At 34.6% G+C, this 5785-nt stretch carries 7 protein-coding genes; 1 reads left to right on the top strand and 6 read right to left on the bottom strand.

All coding sequences use genetic code 11. From position 1 onward, the window contains the following. Nucleotides 1-415 precede the first annotated feature (415 nt). Nucleotides 416-1711 carry an IS110 family RNA-guided transposase gene (locus TY11_RS06635; protein WP_042144292.1) on the bottom strand — a complete coding sequence of 432 codons (1296 nt, stop codon included), beginning with the start codon at nt 1709-1711 and terminating at the stop codon, nt 416-418. Nucleotides 1712-2193: 482 nt separating this feature from the next. On the opposite strand from TY11_RS06635, the gene TY11_RS06630 reads away from it, so the two are divergent. Next, nucleotides 2194-2673, top strand: a complete 480-nt coding sequence (locus TY11_RS06630) for a GNAT family N-acetyltransferase (protein WP_042144296.1) — start codon at nt 2194-2196, stop codon at nt 2671-2673. A 161-nt stretch (nt 2674-2834) separates the two neighbouring features. Here TY11_RS06630 and TY11_RS06625 read toward each other — a convergent pair whose 3' ends face one another. From TY11_RS06625 to TY11_RS06615, 5 genes are all read right to left on the bottom strand, one after another. Then, nucleotides 2835-3026 (bottom strand): hypothetical protein, encoded by a 192-nt coding sequence (locus tag TY11_RS06625; protein ID WP_042144295.1) that lies wholly within the window; start codon nt 3024-3026, stop codon nt 2835-2837. A gap of 127 nt (nt 3027-3153) precedes the next feature. After that, on the bottom strand, nt 3154-3399 hold the full coding sequence (locus TY11_RS20990; protein ID WP_081755857.1) for an HIT domain-containing protein: 246 nt from the start codon (nt 3397-3399) through the stop codon (nt 3154-3156). A gap of 7 nt (nt 3400-3406) precedes the next feature. Beyond that, the gene (locus TY11_RS20985) at nt 3407-3571 is read right to left on the bottom strand and encodes an HIT domain-containing protein (protein ID WP_081755856.1); all 165 of its coding nucleotides are present in this window, start codon (nt 3569-3571) and stop codon (nt 3407-3409) included. A 135-nt stretch (nt 3572-3706) separates the two neighbouring features. Continuing rightward, nucleotides 3707-3880 (bottom strand): hypothetical protein, encoded by a 174-nt coding sequence (locus tag TY11_RS20385; protein ID WP_155982677.1) that lies wholly within the window; start codon nt 3878-3880, stop codon nt 3707-3709. Nucleotides 3881-4363: 483 nt separating this feature from the next. Next, nucleotides 4364-5659, bottom strand: a complete 1296-nt coding sequence (locus TY11_RS06615) for an IS110 family RNA-guided transposase (protein ID WP_042144292.1) — start codon at nt 5657-5659, stop codon at nt 4364-4366. Nucleotides 5660-5785: the final 126 nt, after the last annotated feature.

The following is a 5785-nucleotide window of genomic DNA, read 5'->3' as shown; positions in this document are numbered from 1 at the left end:
TTCCATTACGAAAGAAAGTGAAATCTACCGATTTCTCACGTTTTCTTAGATTTTCTTACTAGTTTATATTCGATATGTATTGGTTTATTTTATCTGAATAGGTAAAATTTGGACAACAAGGACAAAAAGACTTCTATCCAACTAGACCAATATCAGGAAAAAATTGGTATTAGTTAAATTATGATCGCACAAGTAGATGTCCACATGTCTCATGGAGGTCAACCCTCCCATGTCTCACAGAGTCTTTGCTCTAAAATTCCTTCGTCCAACCTTACCATGAGGTGGATGTCAGTCATGCTGCCCCACAGGGTCCATGCCCGAAGTTTAGTTGCTTTGCTGACTAATCCGTGCTTCAGTTTTTAATTCCAAACATATAGATATTTATTAAACTAGTAGGCTTCTAATCTATCATGTATTATGCGGCTTCATTCAACTTCCTTAAATCTTGCATATGAGGAATATCCATTAACATTTTTTCTTCACTAAATTCAAATTGCTTTTTTCCTATGGCAAATAGTATGCGAATTAATTTATTACATAGAGCAATTAGCGACTGCATCTTCTTCAATGGATTATCAGGGCGTTGCGTATAATATCCGTGCAAAGCTTTAAATGCAGAGTTCTTTGCGACAAGAATCATACACACCCTAAATAATAGCGCTCGTAACTTCTTTCTACCTCGCTTAGTAATAGTAGTTTTCCCTTTATGCTTTCCTGACGTGTTTTCTTTCAAGCTTAATCCAGCTAACTTAATTAGTTGCCGTGGATGGGAATATTCACTTAAATCACCAACTTCGGCAAAAAAGCCGGCAACTGTATCTCTTCCAACACCCTTTATTGCCAACATTTGTTGGACACCGGGGATCTGGTCAATTAATGTATCAATTTTAGAATCCAATTCTTCGAATTTGATTTGGATTAATTCATATTTATCAATTAATGTTTTAAGCTCCATTTTAGCCATGGTCGCACCTTGTTTGAGTCCGATGGACTTACCGGCAGCTTGCTTTAACTCTTGTATTTTACTAAGACCAACACTACGTTTTACAGCTTTTCTTAGATGAATTAATAATTCTTCATCAGAGAAATTTACTAATTCATGAGGTAACGTATAGAGCTTTAAAAACTGTAACGCTGCTTTTCCCTCCCACTTTTTAAAAACCGTAAGAAACTCTGGAAAATAACGATCTATCCAGTTGTGTATCTGCCCTTGGACAGTTTGTTGATCTTCAGTTAAGAGATCACGAATTTTTTTAGCCACACGGAGTTCTGCATAAACACCTTGCGGAATTGTAGGTTCAGCGTATCTCCCGTCCTTAACTAACTGTGCAATAACTTTGGCATCCTTCACATCATTTTTTGTTGGTGAGTTATCATCTAGTTCCTTAGACTTCTTTACGTGGAGTGGATTTACAGCAACAAACTTAATACCATTTTCTTTAAGAATATGAGCTAAATTAAGCCAGTAATGACCAGTTGGTTCCATACCAACAACCACTTTATTCATGCCTTGTTCCTGCATAATAAGAGTAATCCACTTAATAAAATCTGCGAAACCATCTTTTGAGTTTTCAAAGTAACAAGGTGTTCCAAACTCAATACCCCTACAATCTTGCGCTCTAGCAACGTGCTTGAACTTTGCGATATCAACACCTATAATTAGTGTTTCAGAAGTAATTTGAGCAATCTTACTGTTTTGGTTATAATTCATTTTGAATAGCCTCCTGTTTTTTTAAGTTTGTCCTATTATGCCTGCAAGCGTTGGACACTCTTATTCTATCAGGAGGTTATTTTTATACACAAACCTCATTTTCTTTCATTACAGGAATGCTGCCCCGTTACTTCAATAACTCTACAACTCAACAATAACATAATATTCCAAATATATTCGAACCAAATAAAAAAGACGATCTGATTTAAAGCCCGCCTTGTTCAACTCTTGCACCCTTTAGTTATAAACGGTTCAATATGCTTATCTAAAAATATCTTTAAGAAAAACAACTTTGATAATTAAAGCTTAATTTATTTTGAATAATTTGACTAATTATATTGGAATTAGTATAATTCTCTATATATTAGAGGAGGAAGATATTATGGTGGTTAACGTTAAATAATTTTGATACTATTCACGTGGCCCCCCTGTTGTTTTGTTTTTACACAATTAAACAAAACAAATTATACAGGAGGTTCATGATGATCGAATTTCGAAGAATTACTTGGGATAATTTGGATGAGTGCATAAGTTTACAGTTAACAGACGAACAAAAGGGGTTCTTGTCATCAAATGTTTATAGTCTTGCTCAATCGTACGTTGCTTTATTAAACGATGAACTACCAGCCATGACTTTTGCAATCTATTATGATGATACGATGATTGGATTTATTATGATGTATCACGATACTGCGGAAGAAAATGAATATGGAGACGAAGAGGCTTACGGCATCCTGCGTTTTATGATTGATAAGAAGTATCAAAACAAAGGATTCGGAACCAAAGCAATGAAAAGGGCTCTTGAATACATTCAAACATTCCCACAGGGAGAAGCAAAGGCAGTTTATATTTCCTATGCTCCAGGAAACAAGATGGCTAGACATCTTTATGCTAAATTCGGTTTTAAAGAGATAGGTATTGATGAAGAGGAAGATGAAATATTGGCAAAACTAATTATGTAAGAGGTTTTTACTTTCTTGGCTACTCCATTTTGAGTAGCCATTTTTTTGGTGAGATTTCTTCAAAAATCCTTTTATTTAACTAACATGCTCCAATAGTTATTTACCGGGTGCATCATTCTTATTAAAGTAACGCAGCCGTTACTTTAATAAGGAAATAAGGTTTATATACTAACCACTACTGAATAAACAAATAATATTCCCAATACAATTCCTATGACATATTTGGAGTAATGTTTAAGTTTATCGCTTTCAAAAGTCTTAATTAACAAGTAAAAGAAGCCGATTACCCAAATCCCATTTTGAAAAAAAGTAGAAATAATAGGTTCTAACATGTTAACAATGAAAAAATCCATAAATACCCCTCCCATAATTTAATTACATTTTACCGTAAATATCCAAACCCTTATTGAACTAACCTGCTCCGTTAGTACAAAAAGCAGTTGATCATATTTAACTAACACACCCCGTTAGTTGAATATCTTATAAAGATTTTTTTAATAAATTATATGTATTTTCAAGACACCCCACATTGGCAACTTCTTTATTAGTTGGAAGCTCTAATTCTATTTCTTCGTTAAGATGCCTTGGAATTATGTGGAAATGTGTGTGCATAATATCCTGCTTTGCATTTGCTCCATTATCACTGAGTATTGTAAAATCGGTACAAATATTAGAAGTAACGAGTATATTTGATACCCTTATTAGTGCATTCATTAATCCTTTCATTACTTCTTCATCGTTTATATTCTAATCTATTAAAGTGTTTATTTGGAATCACCAATGTATGACCTAAAGCCACAGTATTAATATCAAGGAAGGCTGTAGCTACTTCATCTTTATATATTGTGTATGAGAATACTTCTTCCCTAACAATTCTACAAAATATACAATTCTCCATTTTTCCCCTCCAGTTTTTATTACATAACTCTTCGTTTTGATCACTATTTCCGATTCGAAGGCAATAGCTTATTCAAGAATCGCACTCGTTTGTTGAAGAAGAAAAGTACATTATTTCAAAAGAGCATTTTATTACTTATTTCTTCTCGTATATTGCTACTGCTATGGAAGAAAGACCAACTAATATCGCTAATGGTAAAGCCCTTGCCATATGGGCTTCTGCTATATACTGATTATTATATACGATTATTAACGCAAGAATGGATAGAGCCATTATACTTATAAGTAAATATCTTATTATACTTCTCATACGTCGTCCTCCCCCCCTTTGTAATCAATTTAAAGCCCTTCAAGTTTCGTTTTTCTTGTTAAACTAACCTCCCTCAATATAGAAAGTGAAATCTACCGATTTCTCACGTTTTCTTAGATTTTCTTACTAGTTTATATTCGATATGTATTGGTTTATTTTATCTGAATAGGTAAAATTTGGACAACAAGGACAAAAAGACTTCTATCCAACTAGACCAATATCAGGAAAAAATTGGTATTAGTTAAATTATGATCGCACAAGTAGATGTCCACATGTCTCATGGAGGTCAACCCTCCCATGTCTCACAGAGTCTTTGCTCTAAAATTCCTTCGTCCAACCTTACCATGAGGTGGATGTCAGTCATGCTGCCCCACAGGGTCCATGCCCGAAGTTTAGTTGCTTTGCTGACTAATCCGTGCTTCAGTTTTTAATTCCAAACATATAGATATTTATTAAACTAGTAGGCTTCTAATCTATCATGTATTATGCGGCTTCATTCAACTTCCTTAAATCTTGCATATGAGGAATATCCATTAACATTTTTTCTTCACTAAATTCAAATTGCTTTTTTCCTATGGCAAATAGTATGCGAATTAATTTATTACATAGAGCAATTAGCGACTGCATCTTCTTCAATGGATTATCAGGGCGTTGCGTATAATATCCGTGCAAAGCTTTAAATGCAGAGTTCTTTGCGACAAGAATCATACACACCCTAAATAATAGCGCTCGTAACTTCTTTCTACCTCGCTTAGTAATAGTAGTTTTCCCTTTATGCTTTCCTGACGTGTTTTCTTTCAAGCTTAATCCAGCTAACTTAATTAGTTGCCGTGGATGGGAATATTCACTTAAATCACCAACTTCGGCAAAAAAGCCGGCAACTGTATCTCTTCCAACACCCTTTATTGCCAACATTTGTTGGACACCGGGGATCTGGTCAATTAATGTATCAATTTTAGAATCCAATTCTTCGAATTTGATTTGGATTAATTCATATTTATCAATTAATGTTTTAAGCTCCATTTTAGCCATGGTCGCACCTTGTTTGAGTCCGATGGACTTACCGGCAGCTTGCTTTAACTCTTGTATTTTACTAAGACCAACACTACGTTTTACAGCTTTTCTTAGATGAATTAATAATTCTTCATCAGAGAAATTTACTAATTCATGAGGTAACGTATAGAGCTTTAAAAACTGTAACGCTGCTTTTCCCTCCCACTTTTTAAAAACCGTAAGAAACTCTGGAAAATAACGATCTATCCAGTTGTGTATCTGCCCTTGGACAGTTTGTTGATCTTCAGTTAAGAGATCACGAATTTTTTTAGCCACACGGAGTTCTGCATAAACACCTTGCGGAATTGTAGGTTCAGCGTATCTCCCGTCCTTAACTAACTGTGCAATAACTTTGGCATCCTTCACATCATTTTTTGTTGGTGAGTTATCATCTAGTTCCTTAGACTTCTTTACGTGGAGTGGATTTACAGCAACAAACTTAATACCATTTTCTTTAAGAATATGAGCTAAATTAAGCCAGTAATGACCAGTTGGTTCCATACCAACAACCACTTTATTCATGCCTTGTTCCTGCATAATAAGAGTAATCCACTTAATAAAATCTGCGAAACCATCTTTTGAGTTTTCAAAGTAACAAGGTGTTCCAAACTCAATACCCCTACAATCTTGCGCTCTAGCAACGTGCTTGAACTTTGCGATATCAACACCTATAATTAGTGTTTCAGAAGTAATTTGAGCAATCTTACTGTTTTGGTTATAATTCATTTTGAATAGCCTCCTGTTTTTTTAAGTTTGTCCTATTATGCCTGCAAGCGTTGGACACTCTTATTCTATCAGGAGGTTATTTTTATACACAAACCTCATTTTCTTTCATTACAGGAATGCTGCCCC

The organism is Paucisalibacillus algeriensis (assembly GCF_000577245.1).
Classification (GTDB): domain Bacteria; phylum Bacillota; class Bacilli; order Bacillales; family Amphibacillaceae; genus Ornithinibacillus.
The sequence above is the reverse complement of the archived record's forward strand: the minus strand, read 5'-3'. Positions and strand labels throughout refer to the sequence as shown.